Origin of the sequence: Paenibacillus sp. FSL K6-1217 (genome assembly GCF_045040735.1) — a bacterium.
Lineage (GTDB): Bacteria > Bacillota > Bacilli > Paenibacillales > Paenibacillaceae > Paenibacillus_AQ.
This window is the reverse complement of sequence record NZ_CP150271.1, coordinates 4,590,776-4,615,330: the sequence shown is the minus strand read 5'-3', so window position 1 is coordinate 4,615,330 and position 24,555 is coordinate 4,590,776. Positions and strand designations below refer to the sequence as shown.

General features: G+C 56.6%; 21 protein-coding genes. 18 read left to right on the top strand and 3 right to left on the bottom strand.

The genetic code is table 11. From position 1 onward, the window contains the following. Nucleotides 1-68: 68 nt before the first annotated feature. The 14 genes from MHH28_RS20345 to MHH28_RS20280 all read left to right on the top strand — a co-directional run bounded on the left by MHH28_RS20345 (nt 69) and on the right by MHH28_RS20280 (nt 16,171). The gene (locus tag MHH28_RS20345; RefSeq protein WP_405104956.1) at nt 69-881 is read left to right on the top strand and encodes a uroporphyrinogen-III synthase; all 813 of its coding nucleotides are present in this window, start codon (nt 69-71) and stop codon (nt 879-881) included. 51 nt (nt 882-932) lie between these two features. After that, the gene (locus MHH28_RS20340; protein WP_405104954.1) at nt 933-1,565 is read left to right on the top strand and encodes a ThuA domain-containing protein; all 633 of its coding nucleotides are present in this window, start codon (nt 933-935) and stop codon (nt 1,563-1,565) included. A gap of 105 nt (nt 1,566-1,670) precedes the next feature. Continuing rightward, nucleotides 1,671-2,030, top strand: coding sequence for a phasin family protein (locus tag MHH28_RS20335; RefSeq protein WP_405104952.1), 360 nt, complete (start codon nt 1,671-1,673; stop codon nt 2,028-2,030). Continuing rightward, complete coding sequence (locus MHH28_RS20330) at nt 2,031-3,701, top strand: ABC1 kinase family protein (protein WP_405104950.1); 1,671 nt, start codon at nt 2,031-2,033, stop codon at nt 3,699-3,701. A gap of 371 nt (nt 3,702-4,072) precedes the next feature. Continuing rightward, entirely contained in the window at nt 4,073-5,995 is a 1,923-nt protein-coding gene (locus tag MHH28_RS20325) for a DEAD/DEAH box helicase (RefSeq protein ID WP_405104948.1), read from the top strand. Nucleotides 5,996-6,233: 238 nt separating this feature from the next. Continuing rightward, on the top strand, nt 6,234-7,064 hold the full coding sequence (locus tag MHH28_RS20320; RefSeq protein ID WP_405104946.1) for a D-alanyl-D-alanine carboxypeptidase family protein: 831 nt from the start codon (nt 6,234-6,236) through the stop codon (nt 7,062-7,064). A 158-nt stretch (nt 7,065-7,222) separates the two neighbouring features. Next, nucleotides 7,223-7,561, top strand: a complete 339-nt coding sequence (locus MHH28_RS20315) for a DUF3243 domain-containing protein (protein ID WP_405104945.1) — start codon at nt 7,223-7,225, stop codon at nt 7,559-7,561. A gap of 274 nt (nt 7,562-7,835) precedes the next feature. After that, nucleotides 7,836-8,312, top strand: a complete 477-nt coding sequence (locus MHH28_RS20310; protein WP_405104943.1) for a glutathione peroxidase — start codon at nt 7,836-7,838, stop codon at nt 8,310-8,312. 285 nt (nt 8,313-8,597) lie between these two features. Continuing rightward, nucleotides 8,598-10,232 carry a formate--tetrahydrofolate ligase gene (locus MHH28_RS20305; protein ID WP_405104941.1) on the top strand — a complete coding sequence of 545 codons (1,635 nt, stop codon included), beginning with the start codon at nt 8,598-8,600 and terminating at the stop codon, nt 10,230-10,232. A gap of 485 nt (nt 10,233-10,717) precedes the next feature. After that, entirely contained in the window at nt 10,718-12,082 is a 1,365-nt protein-coding gene (locus MHH28_RS20300; protein WP_405104939.1) for an FAD-dependent oxidoreductase, read from the top strand. A gap of 256 nt (nt 12,083-12,338) precedes the next feature. Next, the gene (locus tag MHH28_RS20295) at nt 12,339-13,166 is read left to right on the top strand and encodes a formate/nitrite transporter family protein (protein ID WP_405104937.1); all 828 of its coding nucleotides are present in this window, start codon (nt 12,339-12,341) and stop codon (nt 13,164-13,166) included. A gap of 556 nt (nt 13,167-13,722) precedes the next feature. Next, nucleotides 13,723-14,934 carry an MFS transporter gene (locus MHH28_RS20290; protein WP_405104936.1) on the top strand — a complete coding sequence of 404 codons (1,212 nt, stop codon included), beginning with the start codon at nt 13,723-13,725 and terminating at the stop codon, nt 14,932-14,934. A 60-nt stretch (nt 14,935-14,994) separates the two neighbouring features. Further along, nucleotides 14,995-15,519 (top strand): GNAT family N-acetyltransferase, encoded by a 525-nt coding sequence (locus MHH28_RS20285; RefSeq protein ID WP_405117194.1) that lies wholly within the window; start codon nt 14,995-14,997, stop codon nt 15,517-15,519. Next, nucleotides 15,509-16,171 carry an MOSC domain-containing protein gene (locus tag MHH28_RS20280; protein ID WP_405104934.1) on the top strand — a complete coding sequence of 221 codons (663 nt, stop codon included), beginning with the start codon at nt 15,509-15,511 and terminating at the stop codon, nt 16,169-16,171. The genes MHH28_RS20285 and MHH28_RS20280 overlap by 11 nt, the downstream gene beginning before the upstream one ends. A 297-nt stretch (nt 16,172-16,468) precedes the next feature. Here MHH28_RS20280 and MHH28_RS20275 read toward each other — a convergent pair whose 3' ends face one another. Together MHH28_RS20275 and MHH28_RS20270 are read right to left on the bottom strand one after the other, a co-directional pair. Beyond that, nucleotides 16,469-17,017, bottom strand: a complete 549-nt coding sequence (locus tag MHH28_RS20275) for a GNAT family N-acetyltransferase (protein WP_405104932.1) — start codon at nt 17,015-17,017, stop codon at nt 16,469-16,471. A 42-nt stretch (nt 17,018-17,059) separates the two neighbouring features. After that, nucleotides 17,060-17,305: a DUF2164 domain-containing protein gene (locus tag MHH28_RS20270; RefSeq protein ID WP_405104930.1), complete on the bottom strand. Its 246-nt coding sequence runs from the start codon at nt 17,303-17,305 to the stop codon at nt 17,060-17,062. A gap of 215 nt (nt 17,306-17,520) precedes the next feature. Between MHH28_RS20270 and MHH28_RS20265 the strand changes: the two genes are divergently transcribed. Continuing rightward, nucleotides 17,521-19,224 (top strand): glutamine--tRNA ligase/YqeY domain fusion protein, encoded by a 1,704-nt coding sequence (locus tag MHH28_RS20265; RefSeq protein ID WP_405117192.1) that lies wholly within the window; start codon nt 17,521-17,523, stop codon nt 19,222-19,224. Between the two features lie 74 nt (nt 19,225-19,298). On the opposite strand, the gene MHH28_RS20260 is transcribed toward MHH28_RS20265, so the two are convergent. After that, nucleotides 19,299-20,516 carry an MFS transporter gene (locus MHH28_RS20260; protein WP_405104928.1) on the bottom strand — a complete coding sequence of 406 codons (1,218 nt, stop codon included), beginning with the start codon at nt 20,514-20,516 and terminating at the stop codon, nt 19,299-19,301. Between the two features lie 240 nt (nt 20,517-20,756). Here MHH28_RS20260 and MHH28_RS20255 point away from each other — a divergent pair, with 240 nt between their 5' ends. Genes MHH28_RS20255 through MHH28_RS20245 form a run of 3 tightly spaced genes read left to right on the top strand, consistent with a single transcriptional unit; the run spans nt 20,757 to nt 24,293 of the window. Further along, nucleotides 20,757-22,622, top strand: coding sequence for an ABC transporter ATP-binding protein (locus MHH28_RS20255; RefSeq protein ID WP_405104926.1), 1,866 nt, complete (start codon nt 20,757-20,759; stop codon nt 22,620-22,622). Next, complete coding sequence (locus MHH28_RS20250) at nt 22,552-23,223, top strand: response regulator transcription factor (protein WP_405104924.1); 672 nt, start codon at nt 22,552-22,554, stop codon at nt 23,221-23,223. The genes MHH28_RS20255 and MHH28_RS20250 overlap by 71 nt, the downstream gene beginning before the upstream one ends. Before the next feature lie 2 nt (nt 23,224-23,225). Beyond that, complete coding sequence (locus MHH28_RS20245; RefSeq protein WP_405104922.1) at nt 23,226-24,293, top strand: sensor histidine kinase; 1,068 nt, start codon at nt 23,226-23,228, stop codon at nt 24,291-24,293. The last annotated feature ends 262 nt before the right edge of the window (nt 24,294-24,555 follow it).

Below are 24,555 nucleotides of genomic sequence, written 5' to 3'. Positions count from 1 at the left end.
TTCTTTTACCTGCTTTTGCAAGTATACTGATAAGCAATAATACGGGGTGATGAAGGGGAGAATCGTTCATGGCAGAGCAACTTAAGGGCATTACCGTGGCCTTGGCCGGTCCGCGCAAAGCGGAAGACATGGCCAGGCTGGTAGAGAATATGGGGGGAACCGCGCTGCAACGTCCCGCCCAGGGAACAACCTTTCTGGATGATGCCGCACTGCGTGACGGGCTGATTGCATGGACGGAGCAGCCGCCGGATCTGGCCATCCTGACTACCGGGATGGGGCTGGACGCATTGTTCGAGATGGCCGGGAAGCACGCGCTTGCGGACCGCTTCCTGGAGGTTCTCTCCGCTTCGCCTGTTGCCGCCCGTGGCTATAAGACAGTGAACGCCCTGAAGAAACGGGGAATTGAGCCGGTGGTGCGTGACGATGACGGCAGCTCCGCCGGTCTGATCCGCGGACTGCAGGATTGGGATTTGCAGGGCAAGCGGGTTATGATTCAGTTGCACGGGGAGACTGCGCCTCATCTGGTCGGGTGGCTGGAGCAGGCGGGGGCAGCCGTAAGCTGTGTGCAGCCTTACCGGTATACGCAGCCGGAGCCTGGAGCGCTGGACCTGCTGCTCACAGAGATTACGGAAGGACAGGTGGATGCGGTGGCATTCACCAGCGCCCCGCAGTTCCGCTTCCTGGCGAAGCATGCGCGGGAGCGGGGCCGCCTGGAGGCGCTGGTGCAGGCTTTTGAAGACAAGGTGTTGGCGGTCTCTGTCGGCCGTATGACTTCGGAGGCCCTGAAGGAAGAGGGCGTGACGCGGATCGTCATGCCGGAACACGAGCGGATGGGCAGCATGTTCGTCAGCCTGGGACGCTATATTGCGGCGAACCGGTAGCGGGCGGCTGCCGTTCCGCAACTAAGACCAAGAACTATGGAGGAGACACCTATGGATAAGAGAAAATGCCTGTTGTTAGGCGATTATACACACCCCCGGTTTCACCCGCTGCAGGGTGTGGACAAGCAGGTCAGTGAAATCTTGAATGAGCTTCTGACGGTGCAGTGCTCGGAGAACAAAAAGCTGCTGTTAAGCGAGCATCTGTCTGGATATGATCTCTGCATCGCATATAATGAATTGTGGAACGAGACCGTATCTCCACAGCAGACTGCAGGTCTGCTGAGTTATGTCAGCGGCGGCGGCGGTCTGATTGTCCTTCACACCGGAATATCCCTGGCGAAGCGTTATGAACTGGCCCATCTGATCGGCGGCAGATTCACCGGCCATCCGGCTTATACTCCGCTTCAGTTCAAGGTGCAGGAGCATGATATTACCGAAGGCATCGAAGACTTCCAGCTCGATGAAGAGCCGTACCGGTTCGAGTTCGATCCGTTCACCGAGAAGCAGATTCTGCTTGAATATGAAGCGGATGGGGAGAGGCTGCCTGCGGCCTGGTGCCACAGCTATGGCCTGGGGCGGGTAGTCTATCTGATGCCCGGCCATCACGAGCCGTCGTTCCGTCATCCGGCTGTCCGCCAGCTGATTCTGCGGGCTGCCACCTGGGCAGCGCGTATCCCCAGATAATCCGCAGGGTTCGAAGCTATGCCCCACTTTGTGGGGTTATTTTGTGAAATGGCGGGCGAAGGGGTATACTTTATCCATAACTGCAATCTTTGGGAGGGAAGTACCATGAGTGATCTGTTGAAGAAAGCTATCTCATTAGGCGTTGGCCTCACCATTGTCAGCAAGGAGAAAGTGGAAAAGGTTGTAGACGAGCTGGTGAAGCGGGGCGAGCTGGCCCCGTCGGAATCCAAGGCGCTGGTGGACCGGCTGGTTGAGCGCGGAGATGAGGAACGGGGTGCGTTCAAGTTTGCCGTGCAGGAGCAGGTTCAGCGGGTGCTGAAGGAGCTTAAGGTTCCTGTGCAGGAGGATATCGCCCGCCTGGAGTCGCGTATTGCCAAGCTGGAAGGGCGCGTAGCCGAACTGGAAGGAAAGTCTCCTCAGGAGTTCACCCAGGAGACCATCGTGCCGGAAACGCGTAGTGAATAAATGGCAGTCCGCATAAGGCATGCCGGACGTTACCGGGCAATCGCCATGGCGCTTATGCGTCATGGCTTCGGCTATATGGTGGAGGAACTGGGCCTCTACCATCTTCTGTCTCTTCCCCGCCGGATCATTACACAGGAGGTGCACGAAAGTGTGACGCTCGGTGAACGGGTCCGCAGGGTGCTGGAGGACCTGGGGCCGACCTTCGTCAAGCTCGGCCAGTTGGCCAGCACGCGCTCCGATCTACTGCCTGATGCGATTATTCAGGAGCTGGTCAAGCTGCAGGACAATGTACCGCCCTTCTCAGCCGAGACGGCCCGCAATATTCTGGAGCAGGAGCTGGACCAGAAGATCGATGCGGTCTTCGAATACTTCGAGAACAATCCGCTCGCTGCCGCCTCCATCGGCCAGGTGCACCGGGCTGTGCTGCATGGCGGGCAGAGCGTAGCGGTCAAAATACAACGCCCCGGCGTCATGCGGACGATGAGCAGGGATCTGGAGATTCTGACGGATCTGAGCCTGCTCGCCGAGCGCAAGATGGACTGGGCCAGGCAATACGGCTTAGCCCGGATGGTGGAGGAATTCTCCCGGGCACTGCTGGCGGAGCTGGATTACGCCCAGGAAGGGCGCAATGCCGAGCGTATAGCCGGGCAGCTGTCTGCTCAAGATAATGTATATATTCCGGCCATTTACTGGGATTACAGCTCCACCAGGGTGCTGACCATGGAGTACATGGAAGGAATCACCCTGAACCGCAGGGACGAACTGGTGGGCTCGGGCATGAAGCTCAAGACCATTGCCCAGCAGCTGGTGGAGATGATGCTGAACCAGATTTTTATCCATGGCTTCTTTCATGCCGACCCGCATCCCGGCAATGTGATGGTGCTGGAGGGCGGGAAGCTGGCTCTGATTGATTTCGGAATGGTCGGGCGGCTCAGCGAGGACATGAAGGACGGCTTGTCCGCACTGGTGATCGCGCTAATGCGCAAGAATACGGACTCAATGGTCCGGGCCATTCTGCGCCTGGGGGTGATCCCGGAGGATGCCGACCGGATGGCGCTGCACGAGGATATGGACCGGCTGCGCGAGCAGTATTATGATATTCCGTTCAAGCAGGTCAGCATCGGCAAGGCGCTGAATGACCTGTTCAGCATTGCCCGCAAGCACCGGCTGGTGATTCCGCCGGATCTGGCGATGCTGGGCAAGACAATGCTGACGCTGGAAGGGATGGTATCCAGTCTGGACCCGGGCTTCAGCATTATGCAGATGGCCGAGCCGTTCGGCAGGCGGTTGCTCAAGCAGCGCTTCAGCGGAAGCCGCCTGCAGCGCAAGCTGCTGGGCGGAGTGGCTGATCTTGCCGAGAGTCTGGTCGAGCTTCCCGCCCAGGCCCGGCAGCTCTCGGCGCTGATTAGCAAGGGCAAGCTGAAGGTCGAGATCGGGGTGCCTGAGCTGGAGGGCCTGGAGCATAAGTTCAGCCGGGTCGGCAACCGCTTATCCTTCAGCATTGTACTGCTGGCCTTCAGCATCATCATGGCCGGGCTGATTATCGCTTCATCCCTGCGCGGCGAGCCTTCGCTGCTCTGGGACTTCCCGATCGTGGAGATCGGTTCGGTCATCGCCCTGCTGATGATTCTCTGGCTGCTCTTCTCCATCTTCAAATCGGGCAGATTCTAGCGGGAGAAGGCCGGGAAATAATTATTCTTCGCCGGATGCACACAAAGGCTGCAAAATCAAGTACAATATTAAGATAACTTGCCACAATTAAAGTGTAATGGAACGCAAATGGAGTGCCGTCTGAACGTCCGGTGGATCGCTGCTGCGCCGTATAACCGAACGTTCGACCGCTGCCTTGCGGGCCCATAGGACGGAAGGGCTCCGGTGACGGGGTGCTTCCGCTTTTATTTGAAACGATAAGAATGTGAACGGTACCGTCCTTGTCAAAGGACCTGAGGATGAGATCCGCCTCTGCTTACCTTGCGTACATTACTCCGTTACATGGATGAATATAAGTTATGAAAACTTAGAAAAATAGTGAGGTGGAGCAATTGCCGGGTTTTAAGGAATTAGGAGTATCTGAAGTATTAACCGATCTGCTCAAGGGGCAGGGCATCGTAAAGCCGACGCCGGTGCAGGAAGAGGCGATTCCGCCGCTGGTGCAGGGTCTGGATGTGATTGCACGTGCGAAGACAGGAACGGGGAAGACGCTGGCTTTTCTGCTGCCGATTATGGGCAAGATCCGGGTCGAGGCCGCTTATCCGCAGGCGCTGATTCTTGCGCCGACGCGTGAGCTGGCGCTGCAGATTACCGAAGAGGCGCGCAAGCTGGCGCGTCACACGGGTGTGAAGATTCTGGCCGTCTACGGCGGGCAGGATGTGGAGAAGCAGCTGCGCAAGCTGGAAGGCGGCAGACATCTGATCATCGGCACGCCGGGACGGCTGCTGGATCACCTGCGCCGGGAGACACTGGACCTTGGCGGCGTGAAGATGCTGGTGCTGGATGAAGCGGACCAGATGCTGCATATGGGCTTCCTGGAGGATGTGGAGACGATCATTACGGCTGTGCCTTACCGCCGCCAGACGATGCTGTTCTCCGCGACGATGCCGGACCCGATCAAGCGGCTGGCTGCGAACTATATGAAGGAGCCGCTTGATATCATCATCAAGAGCGGATCACCGATCCCTCTGGACAATATCCGCCAGCAGGTGGTGGAATGCTCCGACCGCAACAAGGAAGAGGCGCTGATCTCGCTGATTGAGCGGGACCGCCCGTACCTGGCGATCATCTTCTGCCGGACCAAGCGCCGGGCCATCAAGCTGAACGAGGCGCTGCAGGCGGCCGGTTATGATTGCGACGAGCTGCACGGCGATCTGTCGCAGGGCAAACGCGAAGCCGTCATGAAGCGGTTCCGTGAGGCCAAGCTTCAGTTGCTGGTGGCTACGGATGTGGCGGCACGCGGTCTGGATGTGGAAGGCATCACGCATATCTTCAACTACGATCTTCCGCTGGATGCGGACAGCTACATTCACCGGATTGGCCGCACGGGCCGCGCCGGAGGCAAGGGCCTCGCGATCACGTTCGCTTCGCCGCGCGAGCGCGCCGGGCTCGAACTGATCGAGCACGGCATCTCCCAGCGGCTGGACCGCCGCCGGTACGAGAAGGATGAATTCGGCGTAGGCGAATTCACCTCGGTCCAAGGCGGCGGCTCGCAGCGCGGGCGGCAGAGCGCTGCGCCTGAAGCGGCGCGCGCCGGCCGTGGCGGCCGCGGGCAGGGCCGCAGCGGCGGTGCGCCGCGCGGCGAAGCCGCAGGGCGTCCGGGCGGGCGCGGACGCGGCGGCAAAGACGCAGGCGGCTGGGGTGCGCCTGCGGAAGGCGGCGGCCGCAGCCGGAAGGACGCGGCCGGAGGCGGCAAGCGCAGCGCGTACAGCGCGGCTGCGGCGCCGAAGGGCGACTCCGCCGGGCAAGGCGCGGCGAAGAAGCCGAGACCTGGCGGCGGCTACGGCGCCTTCGCCAGCGGCGGCGACAGCGCAGCACCCAGCGGCTATGCTGCGGGTGCAGGTGCGGGTGCCGCAGGCGGGCGCGGCGGCAAGGGCGGCGCCGCGCGGGGCGGTGCCGCCAGAGGCAACGCCTCCCAGGGCGGGCCGAGCAGCGGCTACAGCACCAACGTGTCCCGGGGCGCAGAAGCCGGAGGCTTCAGCTACGGTGCCTCGAAGGGTGCTGGCTCGGGAGCCGGGTATAACCCGGGCGGCGCGAAGTCGAGCCCGAAATTCCGGGCACATGTAGCGCGCAGCAACGATGCCGGGAGCGGAGGCGCCTCCGCTCCCAAAGGCGGCTCACGCGGCGGCTCCAAGGGCGGCAAAGGCGGCTTCAGCTCGGGCGGACGCAGCAGCGGCGGGAATTCATCGCGCGGCGGGCGCAGCGGGGGCTCCAGTGGCGGCGGTTCACGAGGCGGACGCGGCTCCTCCAGATAAAGGCGCTTTACACGCATAGCTAATCCTTGTTACCATAGGGCCATTGGCGTAACCGCCAATGATTCTATGGTAATATTTATTTACTGAAACCTTTTTGCCGGGAGACCTGTCTAGTAGATACCGCCGGAATATTCGGGTACAAATATAGAGAGATACAGATTGTAGCCTGCACTTCTGACAGCGAGAGTTGCAGAATTCAGTGTGCGAGGCTACACAACGTTTAGGAGGATTACACAGCATGTCCAAAACCGCCAAAATTGTCATTCTACTCATCGTCGTCATTGCGGTCGGCTGGGGAATCGGGAAATACACCGCACCGTCTGCTTCCCCGGAGAACGGGACCCATATAAACACAGGTACAGATCTGGGAGCCGGGGGGCCGGAAACAGCGCCTGAGGGTTCACCGGTGCCGGAGCCCGCAGATCAGCCAGACCCCGGTTCAGGAAATGGCGCTTCCGGGAACAACGGTGCGCAGATGGTCGTAGCCGAGCCGGAGAGCATCGCGGTCATGGTCAATAAGCAGTACAGCCTGCCTGATCAGTATAAGCCTGCCGATCTGGTCTACCCGGACGTCCCTTTTATCTTCTCGGAGAAAATTGAAAAGCGGATGCTGCGCCGTGAAGCGGCTGCGGCACTGGAGGAGATGTTCGCGGGGGCGAAGGAGGACGGGGTCTATCTGGCCGGTGTATCCGGCTACCGTTCGGAATCGACCCAGAGAAGGCTGTTCGATAACTATGTAGCCAGAGACGGCGAAGAGAAGGCCCGGACCTACAGCGCCATGCCGGGACACAGCGAGCATCAGACGGGACTTGCCATTGACCTGTCCGGCCGAGACGGCAAATGTGCGGCCGAGAGCTGCTTTGCAGGGACGAAGGAAGCGGAGTGGCTTGCAGCCCATGCCGCTGAATACGGCTATATTATCCGGTTCCTTGAAGGCAAGGAGGCCATTACCGGATACAAGTATGAGCCTTGGCATGTCCGCTATGTAGGCAAGGAGATTGCCGCTTCCATCGCCGACAGAGGGATTACACTCGAAGAATATTATGATGCCATTCCAGTATCGAATTAACTCCACACTATAATCAGGCGGTCCCGCGATTTAGCGGGGCCGTTTGTGTATCTGGACGGTGGCTCGCGGGTGGTGTCCCGTTCAGCAGTATGGTTCACCCCGGGGAGCGCTGGTTAAGTAGTGGGAAACCGCACACTATGAAATGGGAGGCGTTCTGGATGTCTGAACATAATCATGTGGTGAGTAAGGACGGCAGTGTGACCATGAACCGCGTAACGGAGGCGCTGGACCGGATCGACCCGGAACAGAAGGAGATGATTCTGGACAATTTCGAGCAGTTCAAGGCGTATTTAGGAAAGCGCATTCAATTGGCACAAAAAATCGGCTTGAGCAACGAACAGCTCGCCCTGGCTGCCGAGAAAATCGCCGATTATCTGGCCGCGTATGAGGAGCCCCGCAATAGTGAAGAGAAGCTGCTGCTGGAATTGTGGAAGGCCGGGAACAAGGAGGAGCGCCACCGGCTGGCGCATATGCTGGTGAAGATGGTGCAGCAGTAAAAGCATCACAAGCAGCACACGCAACACAAGCAACATGGCTCCCTGAAGAGTAACATTAATCTATATGAGTAGAACATTAAAAGAAAATCAGGCGGTCCCGTGATAGCTGCGGGGCTGCCTGTTTGTTGTCCAAGAAACTTTTGACACGGAAGCGGACTGGCCGCCGGAATTTGGTTTTGGCTGTGAATAGGGTAGAATGAAGAAGAATGGCTTAACATGAACATGAAGTGATGGAACTAAACCTACTATACAGCCGAAAGGAAGCGAAGCAGCGATGTCGATTTATAGTTTTGCCGGAGTGACACCTTCGGGTAAGGAAGTGCCGTTTAAGGACTATGAGGGCAAGGTACTGCTTATTGCCAATACGGCCAGCAAGTGCGGGCTGACCCCGCAATACGGGGATTTGCAGAAGCTGTACGAGCAGTACGGGGACCAGGGGCTGGTCGTGCTGGGTTTTCCGTGCAACCAGTTTGCCGGCCAGGAGCCGGGCACAAGCGAGGAAGCGGAGTCCTTTTGCCAGATTAACTATGGAGTCACGTTCCCGGTGTTCGCCAAGGTCGATGTGAATGGTCCGGATGCGAGCCTGCTGTTCCAATTCTTGAAGGGCCAGCAGCCGGGTGACGGCGAGAGCAGTGATATCCAGTGGAACTTCACGAAGTTCCTGGTGGACCGCAGCGGCAATGTGGTGGCCCGTGTCGAGCCGAAGGAATCACCGGAGAGCATGAAGGGGCTTATCGAATCCCTGTTGTAATGAAGCTGAATTAATCTGTTGCGAGGTTGGAGCCAGGCTATACGCGCTCTCCCGGATGGTGGTGCACCTGTGCCCGGTCCGGGAGTTTTTGCATATTATAACAGTGTATCTGCTCCGCGCAGTGGCTGGTTATTCAGTACACCGTTACCCCTCCTATGAAAATTATCCTTGAATCTTTTCAGAGACCCTGTATTCTTTGAAGAGACATGGTTCGCCTGACTACAATGAATCGCATACAGGAAGCAAGGATGCAGGATAATAACGGCAGGAGGGTTACATAGAGGCATGAGGTTAATTACAGAGGTAGCATCGGCAGCGGGAATCAATGAGGAGCATCTGGAATTGTACGGCAAATATAAAAGCAAGCTGGCGCCCTCGCTCTGGGCAGAGCTGAAGCACAAACCGGACGGCAAGCTGGTGCTGGTTACCGCAATGAATCCTACGCCCGCGGGCGAAGGCAAGACGCTGACGACGATCGGACTGGCCCAGGCTTTGAATGTAGCGGGAGTGCGTACGGTAGCAGCGCTGCGTGAACCTTCGCTTGGTCCCTGCCTGGGGATGAAGGGCGGAGCGACCGGAGGCGGCAAGGCGCAGATCGTTCCGGCGGATGAGATTAACCTGCATTTCACAGGGGATATCCATGCGGTGAGCGCTGCACATAATCTGCTCTCGGCGATGATCGACAATCATATGTTCCAGGGCAACAGTCTGGGGCTTGATCCGCAGCGTATCGTCTGGAAAAGAGTTATGGATATGAATGACCGCAGCCTGCGGAATATTGTGACCGGCATGGGCGACGGCAACGGGACTGTGCGGGAGAGCGGCTTCCAGATTACAACAGCCTCTGAGATTATGGCCGTGCTGTGCCTGTGCAGCGACCTTGCGGATCTGAAGCAGCGGCTCAGCCGCATTCTGGTCGGGTATGACCATGCAGGCCAGCCGGTAACGGCACAGGCGATCGGAGCGGTGGAGGCGATGACTGCGCTGCTGAAGGAAGCGGTGAAGCCGAATCTGGTGCAGACGCTGGAAGGGACCCCGGTCATTGTGCATGGCGGCCCGTTCGCCAATATTGCCCACGGCTGCAGCAGTGTGATCGGAACCCGCTACGCGCTGAAGCTGGGCGATGTGGTGGTGACGGAGGCAGGCTTCGGCGCGGACCTGGGGGCCGAGAAATTCATGGACATCAAATGCCGCCAGGCCGGGCTTGCTCCTGCGGCGGCTGTCCTGGTTGTAACGGTGAAGTCGCTGAAATACAACGGCGGCGTCCGCAAGGAAGAGCTGTATGAGGTCAACCGGCCGGCGCTGCTCTCCGGATTGTCCAATATGGTGCGGCATATTGAGAATCTGCGCAAGTTCGGCGTGCCTGTGCTGGTGGCGCTGAATCATTTTGAAGGGGATGCCCCTGCTGAAGTGAATGAGGTGCTGGAGGCCTGCGGGCGGCTGGGAGTACCTGCTGCGGTATCCAAGGTATGGGCTGAAGGAAGCGCGGGCGGACAGGAGCTGGCTAAAGAGCTGATGAAGCTGCTGGACCGGGAAGAGCCTGTGAATGTTACACCGCTCTACGAAGACCATCTGGATATCCCGTCCAAAATCAACCGCATCGTTACGGAAATCTACCGTGGTACGGGAGTAACCTTCTCTCCGGCAGCCAAGCGCAGTCTGGCTATCATTGACCGGCTGGGCCTGCACCATCTTCAGGTCTGCATGGCCAAGACCCCGTATTCCTTCTCGGATCAGCCCCGGCTGCTCGGTGCGCCGGAAGGCTTCACCATGGGCGTCCGGGACATCACCCTGTCCCTCGGTGCGGGGTTCGCTGTAGTGATCACCGGGAACATGGTCACCATGCCGGGCCTCCCCGCCAAACCGGCGGCAGAAGGCCTGCGGGTGGATGAGGATGGCGTGATTTCAGGTCTGGAATAAGACATCATGAGCGAATAGATGTAGTTTGGCCTCACTTTACCGCAGGTATGCTACGGTGGGTGAGGCTATTTGGTATGCAAAAACAAACATGTCTTTCAAGGCACAACTCCAGCATGAAAATGAGCGCGTGCCTAAAAACAGAACGAACACAGTGGGACCGGGAGCGCCGCATAAGCCAGGTTCACTCCTGCTGTTTCCTGCTCCTGGCAGACATAATGCCCCTCCTCCGGGGGAAACTAAGCCAAGGTTGAAGAGGGAATCGGTGGCACAGGTGGAGTGGATGAAGTGGTGAAACTCCAAAGTGATTAAAATTTGAAATTGTGAACATTGTGAGGAAAATCACAAAAGTGCTTGTAATGTGATAAATATCACAATATAATCAATGTATGAAGTGAAAACAATCACAAACGTATAGTTTTATAAGCACAGTCACGAGCTCACAAGCCCTACTAAATAAGCTTTTCAACTTGGAGGAGGAAGAAATCATGAAAGTAGCAGTCATTGGATGTACCCACGCCGGAACGGCCGCCATTGTAAATACCGCACAGTTGTACCCGGATGCACAGATTACGGTCTACGAGCGCAACGATAATATCTCGTTCCTGTCTTGCGGCATTGCCTTATACGTTGGGGGCGTGGTCAAGGACCCGCAGGGACTATTCTATTCCTCCCCGGAACAGCTTGCCGCGCTGGGTGTGCAGACGAAGATGCGTCATGAGGTAATCAACATTGACACCGCCCGCCGGACCCTGAAAGCCCGCAACCTCGTGACCGGCGAGGAAATGGATGATACTTATGACAAACTAATTATGACAACAGGCTCATGGCCGATCGTACCTAAGCTCGAAGGAATAGAGATGGAGGGCATTCTTCTCTCGAAGAACTACAATCACTCCAACACCATTATCGAAGAAGCGCAAAAGGTGAAGAGAATTACTGTGGTCGGCGCCGGGTATATCGGAGTGGAGCTGGTGGAAGCTTTTCAGATGAACGGCAAGGAAGTTACGCTGATTGATGGGGAAGACCGTATCCTGAGCAAATATCTCGATGAAGAGTTCACTACACCGATCCAGCAGTCGCTTGAGGATCATGGCATTAAGCTGGCGCTTGGCGAGAAGGTCGCCTCGTTCGCCGGTGAGAACGGCAGAGTGACCAAGGTGATTACCAGCAAGGGAGAGCATGAGACCGATCTGGTCATTCTCTGCATCGGCTTCCGTCCGAATACCGAGCTGCTGAAGGGTCAAGTGGATATGCTGCCGAACGGCGCAATTATGGTCAACGATTATATGCAGACCAGTCTGCCGGATGTCTATGCTGCTGGTGACAGCTGCGCGATTCATTACAATCCAACTGGTAAACACGCGTATATCCCGCTGGCCACCAACGCAGTGCGTATGGGAACGCTGGTTGCCCGCAATCTGGTCTCGAACACGATCCCTTACATGGGTACACAAGGAACATCGGGCATCAAGATCTACGAGGACAATATTGCCGGAACCGGACTGACTGAGGATGCCGCCAAGGCCGAGGGGATGGATGTGGAAAGTGTCATGCTGATCGACAACTACCGTCCGGAGTTCATGCCAACCTTCGAGCAGGTTCAGGTAAAAGTGGTCTTTGACCGTGCCACCCGCCGCATTCTGGGCGCACAGATCATGTCCAAGATGGATTTGACGCAGTCGATCAATACCGTATCGGTCTGCATCCAGAATAAGATGACCGTAGACCAGCTGGCCTTCATCGACTTCTTCTTCCAGCCGCATTACAACAAGCCTTGGAACTTCCTGAACACAGTCGGCCTCCAGGCGCTGCCGAAACCGGCTGCAGTCAAGGAGCCAGTCCACGCTTAATTATACCGTCACGAACTGGAGCCCGCTCAGGGCTCTTTTTTTGGCCATGCAAAATACTAAAGCTACCTTTCCATCTGCGGACTTTTTTATGATAAAAAGCACTCTGTGCTGCAAGCTTATATGGTAAATTTGACATGTCAGTGAAAACTTTCACTTAGTTTTTCGGATAGTGATTTTTATCACGTAAATGTGATTGGGATCACGTTACAATGGCATAAAGGAACAAATTTTAAGTAATTAGAAGGGGATAGGAATCATGGCTTATAACAAACCGCAGGGAATCGCTGAAGTGACGGTAGAGAACGGAATCAAGAAAGCACATAATCCGCTCAGCACTGTACTCATTCTCGGTTTTCTGGGAGGAGCGTTTATCGCGCTCGGATTTTTGCTGGATATTCGTGTCATCGCCGGTGCGCCCGCCGAGTGGGGGTCCATTGCTAACTTCATCGGGGCTGCGGTGTTCCCGGTTGGACTGATCCTGGTGCTGCTTGCCGGAGGGGAACTGCTGACAGGCAATATGATGGCGGTGCCGCTGGCGTTCATTGCGAAGAAGATCTCGTTCTGGGAAGTCATTAAGAACCTGGTGCTGATCACACTGAGCAACCTGGCTGGCGCTTTGTTCGTCGCTTATTTCTTCGGTCACATCGTTGGCCTTACATCGGATGGAGTGTATCTGGAGAAGCTGGTAAGTATGGCGGAGCATAAGATTGATGCGTCCTTCCTGCAGGCCTTCATCTCCGGGATCGGCTGTAACTGGCTCGTAGCACTGGCCGTATGGCTCTCGTACGGGGCGGATAACTTCAGCGGCAAAATCCTCGGTATCTGGTTCCCGACCATGGCGTTTGTAGCCATCGGCTTCCAGCACGTTGTAGCTAACATGTTCCTTATCCCTGCTGCGATCTTCGAAGGACATTTCACTTGGGGACAATATGTCGCCAACTTCGTTCCGGTCTGGCTGGGCAATCTCACAGGCGGTGCAATCTTCGTGGCTGCGGCGTACTGGATGGCTTATCTGCGCAAGGAGCCGGCAGCTGTGAATTCCGTGGAAGGCCTCCCGGCGGCAGGCTTGAAGAAACACGCTTAATAGATATTTAACCGGTGTAGTTGACCGGCTGCAGCATAAGTTGGCTCAAGCACTTCCTGGCTTCTTGGCACACCCGCTTTGCGGGAACCCTGGAGACAGGGAGTGTTTTTTGTTAAAAGAGAAGAATTTATATGTTGCACACGATAACTTATCCTTCTATTTCTCGCTGAAACGGTACAGTCCTTTAAGGGACGGCAAGGCCGCTTCCACTTGATAAAGGAGATTGTCCCTACAAACAAAATTCACCGTGGAATCCGATTCGGGGGAACGAAATCGGGCTTCACGGTGAATACAATAGGGAGTGTTTCATATGGATCATTACCCCGGCTTCCGGGGAACGAATCAGCGCGGGCGAGGGTTTTTTCTTTACGTGTGAAAGAGCGGGTTATAGAATATAAAATATCGCGGCAGCGGTAAAACAGGATTGATGTTCAGTAGATTGTTTTCTTCGTTTCCCGCGATAAAGCATTAACGCATATGCTTGCCCTGTCTCCTGTTTTGGGATGATACTGGATGGATTAATGACAGCTATGTTACAGGGGATGACAGACAAAGTATGAGATTCTTGCAAGCCTATCCGAAGGAAATTAGAGTATTCTTGATTGCCAGTCTTATTAATGCTACCGGCAGTGCGCTGATGTGGCCGCTGGTTACGATGTACGTATTCGATGAGCTGGGACGCAGTATGAAGGACGCCGGAATCGTTCTGCTGGTGCAGTCGCTCGGCGGAATTGCCGGACAATTACTGGGCGGTTCTTTATATCATAAAGTAGGGGTGAACCGCCTGATTGTCGGCGCCCTGGCGATGAATGCCCTGACGCTGTTTGCGCTCCCGTGGGCGAGCGGAAGCTGGAGTGTGTTCATTATCGTAATGGGACTGATGGGATTGTTCAACTCCCTCTCCCTTCCGGCCATTCAGGCCTTTATCGGCTTCCGGTTCGCGGAGCAGCGCGCGGAGCTGTTCAATATCATCTATGTTGCCAATAATATCGGGGTAGCTCTGGGGACCTCGCTGAGCGGCTTCCTGGGCAATTATATGCTGAGCTTTGTGCTCAACGGGGTAACCTCAGCCGTATTTGCCGGCTTCTTCTTCGTCTATCTGCGCAAGGTAGGGGCGGCACCGGCTCAGGGCCAAGCGGCTAAAAAGCATCCCCAGAATGAAGTGTCGGGCTGGAGACTCCTCGGCCATACACGGATCTATCTGTTCATGGCGGTAGGCTCGATGTTCCTGCTGATCGGCAATTCGATCTGGAACAGCGGGGTCTCGCCGTATATTATCTCCGAAGGCTGGTCGAAGCAGTTATACGGCTTCCTCTGGACGCTGAACGGCGTGCTGATCTTCGCGGCTCAGCCGCTGGTCAGCCTGATCAAGCGGGGGTTCGCCCAGACCTCAACGGCGCAGATGACCGCAAGTGCAGTCTTTTATCTCGCCGGATATGCGGTCATTCTGTTTATGCCAAGCTATCCGGGGCTGCTGCTGGGTATGGTGCTGGCAACCCTTGGGGAGATGCTGATCTCTCCGGCGATGCCTTCCTTCATCTCGGAGCATGCCCAGCGCAGCGCGCCGTTCTATCTCGGGCTCAGCGGCGGGATCGGCGCGGTCGGCCGGGTCATCGGTCCTTATCTGATGGGAGTTCAATTCGACAGGGGCGGCCTTGCGCCAACCGGCTGGCTGGCTTGCGGCATGGCGGTGCTGTCTGTGGGATTCTTCGCGGTCCATGCCTATATGAACCGTTCAGCCGTAGAGCCTGAGCGCAGGACTGCATAACCGTGCACGCTGTAACTAATCCTTTTACTATCTGCTTAGTAAGGCAAGGGGTGTATAATGATGCAACCAATCAACAGAGATGCTGCGCTGCTCATCCGGCCCTCCGAAATCAGGGATGCCCGTGAGCTGATAGTTCTTGACAATATGATCTGGACAGAGGATACAACCCCGGGTCCGCTGATGTGGCGCTCGCGGGAGGACTATCTGCTGCATGCGCCGCCCGGCTCCCAGCTTGTGGCTTTGCAGGACGGGGAGCTATGCGGCTATGTAGGCTTCGGCTGTCCCAGCGGGATGGAGAGTAACCGCCATGTATGTGAGGTGAATATCGCGGTCCATCCGCGGTTTCAGCGGCTGGGTGTAGGCAGCCGGCTGATTGCGGAGATCAAGCGCCATGCAGCCAAGCATGGAATCCGCAAGCTGCGCCTGCGTGTACTCTCCTGCAATACACCGGCGCTTAAGTTCTACCGCAAATGCGGATTCGAGGAAGAGGGACGGCTGCGGGAGGAATTCTACTTAAGCGGACGTTACGTGGATGAGGTATTTATGAGCTGCTGGCTGACGGGAGGAGAAGGGGATGGAGACTGAAATGAAGATGCAAGTCATCTCGCTGAATGTAGGTAAGCCGAAGACGGTGGAATACCGCGGGAAGCCGCTGGACACCGGAATCTACAAGCTGCCGGTAGACGGGCCGCTTGCCCTTCGGGCCGGAGGGTTCACCGGAGACGGGCAAGCGGATCTGGTCAACCACGGCGGCCCCGACAAGGCGGTCTGCGTCTATCCGGTGGAGCACTATGCCTACTGGGAGGAGCGGCTTGGCCGGAAGCTGGAGTATTCTGCCTTCGGCGAGAATATTACGGCGCGCGGATTGCTGGAGACCGAGGTCTGCATCGGGGATATCTTCGAGATCGGTACAGCACTGCTGGAGGTGAGCCAGCCGCGCTTTCCGTGCTTCAAGCTTACGCAGAAGCATGGACCGGCGGATATGCCGGCCCAGGTGCTGTCCACCGGATACAGCGGCTTCTACTTCCGCGTGCTGCGTGAAGGCAGCCTTGCAGCCGGTGACCGGATTGTGAAGCTGGCGAGCGGAGCAGGCCGTATCCCGGTGAGACAGGTACTGTACTCGATGGAGCATGGACGCAAGGATCATACGGGCCTTGCGGAGCTGGCCGGACTGGAGAGCCTTGCAGCCGGCCTCCGGGAGCGGTTCCGGGGCTGGCTGGACGCGGCGGAGAGTTAGGGTGGTTAGCAAATAACCGCAAACAAGTAGAAAAAGTCCAACTAAAATAGTTAGTTTCCTCCCTGTTAGGCGAAAGGTGAGAAATTAAGTGTTGTTTATCTAACTTCTGTCCGCGCACAGGCAAATCGTTCATCAGCAAGTGGACAAAATCCAACTATATCCGGTATGCCCCCGAATTCGCCGAAAGTAGGCCGGTAGCGGAAATGAGGAGCAGAAGTGCCCCCGAATCCGCTGGACCGAACCCGTCCCCCTGAGTGCTTCGCTCACCCGTACTCTATTGCCGGCATCCTTCCCCGCTCAGTCCAGCAGCTTCCATTCGCTGCGCAGCAGGCCGTACACTGCGTGGTTCACATAACCGGCAGGCAGCTTCTCCGCCTGGCGGATGACTCCTTCGAAGATAAAGCCGAGCCGCTCAGGAATGGCTCGGCTGGCTATGTTGCCGGTAGCGCAGCGGATCTCGATGCGGTTCAGCGCAAGCTCCAGCAGGGCGTAATCCACAAAGACCCTGCAGGCGCTGGTCATGTAGCCTTGGCCCTCGTACCCTTCGCCCAGCCAGTACCCGATGCCGACCGAGCGGTTATGCCAGTCAATCTCGTGATAGCCGATAATTCCGGCCAATTCCTCCCGGACCCACAGCCCGGCGGTGAACCCGCCGTTATCAATGCCTTGCTTCACGGAGTTCTTGATGAACGTGGTAAGATGATCCTGCTGCGTTACGCCGTCCACCCAAGGCAGCCACTGCCTGAGCCGGTGGCGGGAACGATCCACCAGGGCGAACATCTGACGGGCATGCTCCGGCATGAGCAGCTTCAGCTTCAGTTCATCATCTATGACATAATTAAACATGCGGCTGCCCCCTATGCGTTATGAGATATAAGCCACGCTGAACTAACGCTTATGCCACTCCAGAGCGTAGATATCTTCCTCCAGGGCCTGCATGCGCTGGAGGGCAAGTGTGCGGCAGTCGCTAAGCGCTCCGTTATAGATGGCTGGTCCGAGCTCCTTCATGAAGAATTCCAGCAGGTTGTCTGCGGCCAGGTGGCCGATCGTTTCCCCGCGTTCAACTTCGAAGTAGGCACGGATGTTGTCCGTGATCATCTCCCGCTGTTCTTTGGGCAGTTTAACCGGTTTCATAAGCATCCCCCTCATCTTGGTATTCCTATATTTATCATGCTACTCCATCGTCTGGCGAGAAGTCAAAGAATGCGGGGCTGAAGCGGTACCGCCCTTTAAAAGGACGGCACCTGCCGCTTCCACTTGTTGAACATTCCGGGCTGAACGGGTATATTAGTAGGAAACATGTTCATAACAAGGAAGTAGTTATATTACAGAATGAAAGGTTGATCAATGTGGAGAACCAGGGTACACCCTCCAATTTCATTAAGAACGTCATTACCGAAGATCTCCGCTCGGGCAAGGTTAAGGAAGTTGTCACCCGCTTTCCGCCGGAGCCAAACGGTTATTTACATATCGGACATGCCAAGGCGATCTGGATTAACTTCACGTTGGCTGACGAGTTCGGAGGCAAGACCCATCTGAGATTCGATGACACGAATCCGGTCAAAGAGGATACCGAGTACGTCAATTCCATCCAGGAGGATGTGAAATGGCTCGGGTATGAATGGGAAGAGCTGCGGTTCGCCTCGGATTATTTCGGGGAGATGTATGAGCGGGCCGAGCTGCTGATCAAGAAGGGCAAAGCCTATGTCGATGATCTCAGCGCCGAGCAGATCCGTGAATTCCGGGGAACGCTGACGGAACCGGGGAAGGATAGCCCTTACCGTGACCGCGGAATAGAAGAGAGTCTCGACCTGTTCCACCGCATGAAGGCTGGGGAATTCAAGGACGGCGAGAAGGTCCTGCGCGCCAAAATCGACATGTCCTCACCGAACATCAATCTGCGTGACCCGGTCATTTACCGGATCTCCCACTCCCATCATCACAATACGGGTGACAAATGGTGCATCTATCCGATGTACACCTTCGCGCATCCGCTGGAGGATGCCATTGAGCATGTTACCCATTCCCTCTGCTCCCTGGAGTTCGAGGATCAGCGCCCGTTCTATGATTGGGTGGTGGCTGAATGTGAGATGGAGGCTGCGCCGCATCAATATGAATTCGGACGCCTTAATCTGGCCCAGACCGTTACGAGCAAGCGCAAGCTGAAGCTGCTGGTGGATGAAGGCCATGTGGACGGCTGGGATGATCCCCGCATGCCGACCATCTCCGGGCTGCGCCGCCGCGGCTATACGCCGGAGGCCATCCGCAGCTTCGTGCATGAGACCGGAATCTCCAAGAGTCAGGGGCTGGTGGACCTGCAGATGCTGGAGCACTTCATCCGTGAAGACCTTAAGCTGACAGTTCCCCGGACGATGTCCGTGCTGCGGCCGCTGAAGGTAGTGATCACGAATTACCCGGAAGGCGAGACCGAGTACTTCGAAATTGAGAACAATGTGGAGAACCCGGAGATGGGGAACCGCCTGATTCCGTTCTCCCGTGAGATCTATATTGAACGCGATGACTTCATGGAGGTTCCGCCGAATAAGTATTTCCGCTTGTTCCCCGGCAATGAAGTACGTCTGAAGAATGCTTATTTCATCAAGTGCAACGACTTCATCAAGGACGAGAACGGTGAAGTCGTGGAGCTGCACTGCACCTATGATCCTGAGACCAAGAGCGGCAGCGGCTTCACCGGCCGCAAGGTTAAGGGAACGCTGCACTGGGTAGATGCCGGACAGGCTGTACCGGCGGAATTCCGCCTCTACGAGCCGCTGATCTCTGCGGAAGAGCCGGAGACGGATGCCGAGATTGAAGGTCTGGAGCCTTCCGCTGACAAGCCGGAGCCAACCTTCCTGGATCAGCTGAATCCGAAGTCTATCGAGATCCTGCAGGGCTTCGTGGAGCCTGGACTGAAGGACAGTGTGGCACAGGACAAGTTCCAGTTCTTCCGTCATGGGTACTTCAACGTAGACAGCAAGTATTCGTCGCCGGAGCATCTGGTGTTCAATCTGATTGTATCCCTCAAAAGCTCCTTCCAGCCCAAGCAAGGCTAGAAGGGCCCCATACACAGCAACAGGCTTGGTCTCCCGCCGGGAGGCCAAGCCTGTTTGCTATATCCTGCGCAGTCCTAGTCTTCTGCCAGTTCATCTTCAGAATCAGTCCGAGGCCGGTAGCTGCCGCGGATCACGGTGAGCCACATTATTCCGAAGCCAATGGCGCCGAACAGGGCGAGGAGCGCACCGGATTGATACATCGTCTGCGCGCCGAGGGTCTGATACATCCAGCCGCCGAGGACTCCGCCGAGAATACCGGACATTCCGCTCCAGGTGAGCGTGTAGAGCGCTTGTCCTGAGGAACGGTAAGGCCTCGGCACCAGCAGCATGGTCAACTGGGTTCCGACATAGAAGAACCCGCCGAAGGTAATGGAGTGCAGCACTTGAATCAGCGCGACCTGCAGTGGTGTCGTTGCATCGGCCATCAGCCACCAGCGGAGGAAGAACAGCGCGCTGACCAGCGTGAGCGAGGCCAGCAGGACAGAGATTTTGCGCCGGAGAACGTAATTGCACAGCAGCAGCACGCCCATCTCCAGGATGGAGGACAGGAACACAGCGAGACCGATCATCGTCTTGCTTCCGCCCAGCTCTGTGATGTACAGTGACACAAAGGTGTTATTCATCGTATTCGGAATCGAGACCAGAATGCCGAACAGGATGAAGCACAGGAAGAACGGATTATAGAAGATCTGGCGCATTCCCTTGAAGGGCAGGGGGGCGATCCCGATCGAATGATCCAGCTTCGGCAGAGTGATCAGTGCAATCATCGCCGCACAGAGCAGCGAAGCAAAAAGATAGGACAGCACAGAGATGCCCGCCCATTCAATTACGGGACCGGCAAGTATGGCAGTGAACGCCCAGCCGAGCGACCCCCATAATCGGAAAGAGCTGAATCTGCGGCTGGTTCCGTCAATATAGCTGAGAATCATCGTGTTGCTCTGGGCGAACAGCGGCCCTTGGAAGAAGTAGAAGAACAGAATGGATATGTAGATCATTTCATATGTATTGGCCTGAAAAACAAGCTGGGACAAGACCAGCGTTCCAGTCAGCATGACGAGGACAATCCGCCGGATATTCTGATACCGGTCACTCCAGATGCCCCAGAAGGGATTGGCAATGATGGATACCAGTGCGCCTACAGACATCAGGCTTCCGATCTCCAGCTTATTCATCCCCACATCCTGCAGATATAGCGGAAAGAAGCTGGTGAAGAGGACGACAGTGCCGTACACGAAGAAGTTGAACCATTTCAGAGAGGTGAAAGACAGCTGTTTATCGAGATTCTCCCGCAAACTCTGCACTCCTTTCCTGCTAGGGTGCCTTGCATTCTTGATGTGGCAGTATTATTATGCCTCTGTTATCACTGTAACATTTGTTGAAAAGGGATACAAACCATCTTTTATGGTGAATTACAAATCAATGGCAAAATCGCTGTTTAACTTCAGTTTACACAGGAGCGTTATTCTGGGTCCAAGGGCAGAAGCGGGCCTCGTCTGCTCCATACATTTATCTGCCGGAAAAGGGGACTCAATATGAAGAACAAGCAAGCACCGCAGAAGCAGGGGGCGGCCATGAAGCCGTTCCTGAAGCTGCTGCACGAAACCAAGCCATCCTATCCGCTGCTGGCGCTGGCTCTTGGCCTCAGCATCATTTCGACCCTGGTAGGTCTAGTAATTCCTATGTTCACGAAGAATCTGGTCGACGGCTTCTCGCTGGCTTCTGTCAGCAGACTGCAGATTGCCGGAATTGCCGGAGCGTTCATCGCTCAGACCATTGCCGCCGGAGTCTCCATCTATCTGCTGAATGCGGTCGGACAAAGGGTTGTCGCCGGGCTGCGGGATCGGCTGTGGCGCAAATTCCTGGTGCTGCCCGTGTCCTACTACAATGAGAACCGGACAGGCGAGAGCGTCAGCCGGATGACCAATGATACAGGAATTCTCAAGACACTGATCTCGGAGCATCTGGCCAGTCTGTTCACCAGCCTCATCTCCATTGTCGGCTCCATCACCGTGCTGCTCTATCTGAACTGGAAAATGACGCTGGTGCTGTTCACGGTGCTGCCGCTGTCAGCGCTCATCCTGGTGCCGCTGGGACGGCAGATGTACAAGATCTCCAAGGGGACGCAGGACGAGACGGCCTCCTTCACTGCTGTTCTCAGCGGCGTGCTGTCCGAGATCCGGCTGGTGAAATCCTCTGGAGCGGAGCAGAAGGAATATGAAGCCGGACGGAAAGGGATTATGAACCTGCTGGGCTTCGGGATTCGTGAGGGCAGGATCAGCGCCTTGATCAGCCCGCTGATCTCCTTTGTTTTTATGATGCTGCTGGTAGTCATTATCGGCTATGGCGGGATGCTGGTGTCCTCGGGGGTGCTCACCGCCGGTGAACTGGTCGCCTTCATTCTGTATCTGATCCAGATTATTATGCCGCTGACGCAGCTGACACAATTCTTCACCCAGCTCCAGAAGGCCAAGGGTGCCTCCGAGCGGATTATTGAGACCCTGGCAGCAGAGGAGGAGGTGTATGAAGGCGTGGAAGAGGCCGAGGGCACAGAGGGACCGATTGCCGTAGAAGATCTCAGCTTCGGATACAAGACGGGAGAGAAGGTACTGAACAAGGTAAGCTTCACTATGCTGCCGGGGCAGGTGACGGCCATTGTCGGCCCAAGCGGCGGCGGTAAAACAACCCTGTTCTCGCTGCTGGAACGCTTCTATGAGCCGCAGAACGGAGTCATTCGGCTGGACGGCAAACCGGCGTCGATGTTCTCCCTGAAGTCCTGGCGGAAGCAGATTGGTTATGTCTCACAGGAAAGTCCGCTGCTGGCCGGTACCATTGCCGAGAATCTCGGATATGGGCTGGACCGCGAGATCAGTAAGGAGGAGCTGAAGCGCGCTGCGGCCATGGCCTATGCGGACGGCTTCATTGAGGAGCTGCCGGACGGGTACAACACGGATGTCGGGGAACGCGGGGTGAAGCTGTCCGGCGGACAGCGGCAGCGGATTGCCATCGCCAGAGCGCTGCTGCGCGATCCGAAGATCCTCATGCTGGATGAGGCGACCTCAAGCCTCGACAGCCAGTCGGAGGCCGTGGTGCAGAAGGCGCTGGGCAATCTGATGCAGGGCCGGACCACGGTTGTGATCGCCCACAGGCTGGCTACGGTGGTGAATGCGGACCAGATTATATTCATGGAGAAGGGCCGGATCACCGGCAAGGGAACGCATGAGGAGCTGCTGAGGGACCATGAGCTGTACCGTGAATTCGCCGAGCAGCAGCTGCAGATGAACACACCTGAGCTTCAGAGCCGGGGGATAGAGGAGGATTCTACAGACTATGGCCAAAATACTGGTAGTGGACGACGATCCGCACATCCGCGAATTGGTGGGAGTGTTCCTGAGAGCTGAGGGGATGGCAGAGGTGCTGAGCGCTTCTGACGGTCTGGAGGCGCTGCGGCTGCTCGAAGAGACTGCGGCGGATCTGGCGATCATTGATGTTATGATGCCGAATATGGATGGCTGGGAGCTGTGCCGGGAGCTGCGCAAGCGGTATGATTTTCCGGTCCTGATGCTGACGGCCAAAGGGGAGACCTCGCAGATTGTCAAAGGCTTCGAACTGGGCACAGACGACTATCTGGTCAAGCCGTTCGAGCCGCCGGTGCTGATCGCCAGGGTCAAGGCACTGCTGAAGCGTTATCAGATCTCGGCCGCCCAGAGTGTTACCGTAGGCAGTCTGCGGATGAACCGCAGAACCTACGAAGTATTGTCTGAGCATGGCGATTTTACCCTGCCGCTGAAGGAATTCGAGCTGTTATTCAAGCTGGCCAGCTACCGGGGGCAGACGCTGACCCGCGACCGGCTGATTGAAGAGATCTGGGGCTATGATTACGAAGGCAATGAGCGGACGCTGGATGTGCATGTAGGCCGTCTGCGCGAGCGGTTCCCGCAGGAGAAATTCGGCTTCGCTATTCGTACGATCCGGGGCCTGGGCTACCGGCTGGAGGGATAGGCATGAAGCGCAGAATCATGAAGATATGGGAGAAAATGAATATAGCCGGACCTATCGCCGGAATGCTGATTATGCTCTATATATCCTGGAACGGGAGCTATTTCGGATCAAGACTGCTGGTCCGTCATTTCGGCTGGTCCTTCTCTGAATACGGGTATCACTTGTTTGTTATGGCTATGCAGATTATCATCTTTTTCGTCTGCGGGGCCACTATTGCCTACGCTACACGCGGCAAGGATCAGAACTTCTATATGCCGATCCTTACAGCCATGCGGCAAATCTCTCAAGGCAATTTCAAGATTGAACTGGAGAACAGCGGCCAGTACCGGCAGTTCGGAGGGATTGTGGAAGGGATCAACGAAATGGCGAGTGAGCTGAGCCGGATGGAGCTGATGCGGCAGGACTTCATCGCGAGCGTATCCCATGAGATCCAGTCGCCGCTGACCTCGATCCGCGGGTTCGCTGCCGCGCTGCAAGCGGAGAATCTCAGTCCGGATATCCGCAAGCATTACTTGGATATTATAGAAGCAGAGAGCCGCCGTCTGTCCGGCCTGAGCGACAATCTGCTGAAGCTGTCCGTGCTGGAGGCGGAGAGCTTCCCGTTCGAGCGCAAGCCTTATAGGCTGGATAAGCAGGTACAGGCGATGATCCTGGCCGCAGAGCCGCAGTGGCTTGGCAAGGAGATAGAAGTGGAAGCCGAGCTTCAGGAGACCACCGTGAGCGCGGTACAGGATCTGCTGAGCCAGGTATGGACCAACCTGCTGCATAACAGCATCAAGTTCACCCCGCAGGGCGGACGGATAACCGTCTCTCTGCGCAGCATAGGGGGGTGGGTGGAGGTAGAGGTCAGGGACAGCGGGATCGGTATGGCCGAAGAGGAGCTGGGGCGGATCTTCGAACGGTTCTATAAGGCAGACAAGTCCCGAAGCGTCAGCAGCGGCAGCGGAAGCGGGCTGGGGCTCCCGCTCGTGAAGAAGATTGTAGAGCTCCACGAAGGTAGCGTAGAGGTAACGAGCCGTTCCGGAGAGGGGACGGCGTTTATCGTGCGTCTGCCTCAGCAGAGCAGATGAGCCCGCCGTGGATGCGAGTGGTCCGCCGATACCTCAGCCGGATTAGGCCAGGTTCATCCCCAAGCCGGTTAATATCCTGCCTCCACATCATCGTTCCAGTTGCCGACGCAGGAGTGCCCCTGCCTGGCTGGAGTCGCTGCGGCTGTCATTCCTGTACGGCCGGAGGTCGGCCGTGTGCCTGTAACTATCGTTCCGCTTTCGCGTAAAGCAAGCGCTGGCGTGCAGGCGTATGAGCCAAATGTATGTGGAAAACGGTGCGACC